At 62.8% G+C, this 2,998-nt stretch carries 4 protein-coding genes; all 4 read left to right on the forward strand.

The features are described 5' to 3' along the window. Nucleotides 1-163: 163 nt before the first annotated feature. The 4 genes from QZY07_RS00315 to QZY07_RS00330 all read left to right on the forward strand — a co-directional run bounded on the left by QZY07_RS00315 (nucleotide 164) and on the right by QZY07_RS00330 (nucleotide 2,748). Nucleotides 164-343: a hypothetical protein gene (locus tag QZY07_RS00315; RefSeq protein WP_295398849.1), complete on the forward strand. Its 180-nt coding sequence runs from the start codon at nucleotides 164-166 to the stop codon at nucleotides 341-343. Continuing rightward, entirely contained in the window at nucleotides 337-639 is a 303-nt protein-coding gene (locus QZY07_RS00320) for a type II toxin-antitoxin system RelE/ParE family toxin (RefSeq protein WP_295398851.1), read from the forward strand. The genes QZY07_RS00315 and QZY07_RS00320 overlap by 7 nt, the downstream gene beginning before the upstream one ends. 518 nt (nucleotides 640-1,157) lie before the next feature. After that, the gene (locus tag QZY07_RS00325) at nucleotides 1,158-1,490 is read left to right on the forward strand and encodes a helix-turn-helix transcriptional regulator (RefSeq protein WP_295398853.1); all 333 of its coding nucleotides are present in this window, start codon (nucleotides 1,158-1,160) and stop codon (nucleotides 1,488-1,490) included. Beyond that, a complete protein-coding gene (locus QZY07_RS00330; protein WP_295398854.1) occupies nucleotides 1,480-2,748 on the forward strand; it encodes a type II toxin-antitoxin system HipA family toxin in 1,269 nt (422 codons plus the stop codon). Before QZY07_RS00325 ends, QZY07_RS00330 begins: the two co-directional genes overlap by 11 nt. Nucleotides 2,749-2,998: the final 250 nt, after the last annotated feature.

Here is a 2,998-nt window from a genome sequence, read left to right on the forward strand (position 1 = left end):
CATCGATGAGCAGGTGCAGCGCTTCTTCGTTCAGGCACTGCAACTCGATGAGTTCACCCTCCAATTGGAGGGCGCAGAGACTGATTCTATGGAGGTCTGAGACGATCGCCATGGCGAACTTCAACTCCGAAACGTGAGTTATGACAATTAAGAGGCAGCGATGATGCATACCGCTAAACAGGAAGCCTTAGAGGCCATTCAGCGGCTACCCGATGAGGTGGATACCGAAGAGATGATCTACCGGCTCTATGTGCTGGAGAATATCCGCCGGGGTCGGCAGGATGCCGCCGAAGGCCAAACCGAATCCGCCGAAGATGTCATCAAGGATATTCAGTCATGGTGAAGTGGACGAGGCATGCCAAGCGGCAGCTTCGCCACATCTATGATTACATCGCCCAGGATTCCCCGCTCTATGCCAGACGGGTCAGCGAGGAACTGGTCAAGAAAACGATTGGCCTCGATGAGTTGCCCCGCAAGGGTCGCAGGGTGCCGGAACTGAACGAAGATGCTGTGCGCGAACTGGGACTTTATTCCTACCGAATTCTGTATGAGATAAAATCCGATGACCTCATCGAGGTGCTAGCCGTGATCCATAAACGGCAGCACTTGGAAGCTGAGGAGATTCCCAGAGAGCAATAACAAAATCCCGCATCCACGGGGCTTTTTAGCGTTTCGGGAAGGGATCGCACCCAGCTTCGCTCAGCCTCGGCGACTGTTGCTCCTACGCCTTGGCGAGCATCCGCAAACAGCCATTGCTCTACAAAGGTGACGACTTTCCGCAGACCGATCTCCCGGCGGCGGCGCTTGGTCCGCCCGAGTCTACGCAGGACGGAACGGAAGGCGGCTGACTGATCTGTCACGGCTCGATCCCGTTCCAATTCGGCCGGACGAGATCGCTTCTTCCCGATGGTGCGTTTCCAGCGTGACCAGTGTGTTGGTGCTTTTGGCGATCCACCCCATGAAGCATGGTCGGACTTTCCGCTGCCCAAGACACCTGGGATCGGCATCGTGTCATCATCGAAGCACAGGGATCGATCAGGTGCGCGCGCAAGCAGGACGCCGACCAGACATGCGGGACATTCTCTCGCCCCACAGACTGGACCGATCGAATAGAATCGGTTAACGCCTTAACCATCACGATTGCATCAGATCCATCCATGCACCCCATCCTCTCACCCACCACCCGGAGCGCCCTGCACCTGCTCGGCGGTCTGATCGAGGAGGGTCGCCTGCGCAAGGGCTGGTCGCGCGAGCAACTGGCCGAGCGGGTGGGCGTGGGCGTGCTCACTATCCGCCGGATCATCCAGGGCGCGCCGGGCGTCGCCATCGGCACCTATTTCGAGGCGGCCACGCTGGTCGGGATTCCGCTCTTCGGCCTCGAACCGACCGGGGCGCTGGAGCGTGAACTGATCCGTCAGCAGGAGAAACTTCAACTCTTGCCGTCCCGCATCCGCCGCCCCGACCTGGATCGACTGGACGATGACTTCTGAGCATCCGGATGACCACCGGGGGGCCTACGTCTGGATCTGGCTGCCGGGCGCGGTGTCACCCGTGGTCGCGGGCCGGCTTCAGCGCGAACGGGATGGCGGCTATGCCTTCACCTATGGTCGTTCCTACCTGGACCGGACCGAGGCTATCAGCCTTTTTCCGGACGAACTGCCCTTGCGACCGGGCGTCCAGCGGCAACGCGACGACGACCTTCCCCCCTGTCTACGCGATGCCGCGCCCGACGCCTGGGGCCGCCGGGTCATCGTCCATCGACTGACCGGACAGCGGGGTCAGGCGGCCGCGCGGGTCGAGCTTGATGAGTTGACCTATCTGCTGGAGTCGGGGTCGGACCGAATCGGCGCCCTGGATGTCCAGGCGTCCGCGTCCGAGTATCGCGCGCGCGAGGCCGCCCCCACCAGTCTGGACGAACTGGCGGACGCCGCCGAGCGGTTGGAGCGTGGCGAGTCCCTCTCGCCCGAACTGGCGCTCGCGCTCCAGCACGGAACGTCCGTCGGCGGCGCTCGACCCAAGGCCCTGCTGTCCAGCGAGTCCGCCCGGCGGATCGCCAAGTTCTCCACCAGCACCGACCTCTTCAATCTGGTTAAGGCTGAATATCTGGCCATGCGCCTGGCCAGCCGGGTGGGCCTGGATGTCGCGCCCGTGGCCCTGGCCCGCGCGCTGAACCGAGACGTGCTGCTGATCGATCGCTTCGACCGGCGTCGCACCCCCGCCGGCTGGGAGCGCCGTCTCATGCTCTCCGCGCTGACCCTGCTGGGGCTGCGCGAACTGGAAGCGCGCTATGCCAGTTACGAGGATCTGGCACACCGGGTGCGCCGCGACTTCAGCGACCCGCGCCAGACGCTCGAAGAACTCTATGGGCGGATGGTCTTCAACGTCCTCTGCGGCAACACCGACGATCACGCGCGCAATCATGCCGCCTTCTGGGATGGCCAGACCTACCGGCTCACGCCGGCCTATGACCTCTGTCCGCAACTGCGCACCGGCGGCGAGGCCAGCCAGGCCATGCTCCTGACCGGACAGCGTCGCGATAGCCGACTCGTCACCTGTCTTGCCGCCGCGCCCGCCTTTGGCCTGACCCACAACCAGGCACGGGGCCTGATCGATCATCAGCGCGCGACGCTGGACAATGCCTGGGACGAGGTCTGCGACGAAGCCGAATTGAGTCGCGCCGAGCGGGACACGCTCTGGCAGCGGTCGTTTATCAATCCCTATTGTCTGGAGGGCTATCCGGCGGGGTAGCGAGCGGATCACATGGGCGTCAAACCCTGATCGAGAGCCTGGAACAATCTGTCACTCACGTCGTCACGTCTGCCATCAGTCGATTCACCGGATTCCGCGACATTAGATAAACTCGACTTTGGCCATTTTCGCGTCCGGGGACACGCCATCCGTTCGTGCCGAAAGCGGCGCCGGGATGAGCAGGCCATGCCCGATGAACTGGCGGCAGAGGGGCGGGAGCGGTATCGTCTGATGTCGACTAATACCCCAG

Source organism: uncultured Thiocystis sp. (assembly GCF_903866365.1).
In the GTDB taxonomy this organism is placed as follows: Bacteria; Pseudomonadota; Gammaproteobacteria; order Chromatiales; family Chromatiaceae; genus Chromatium.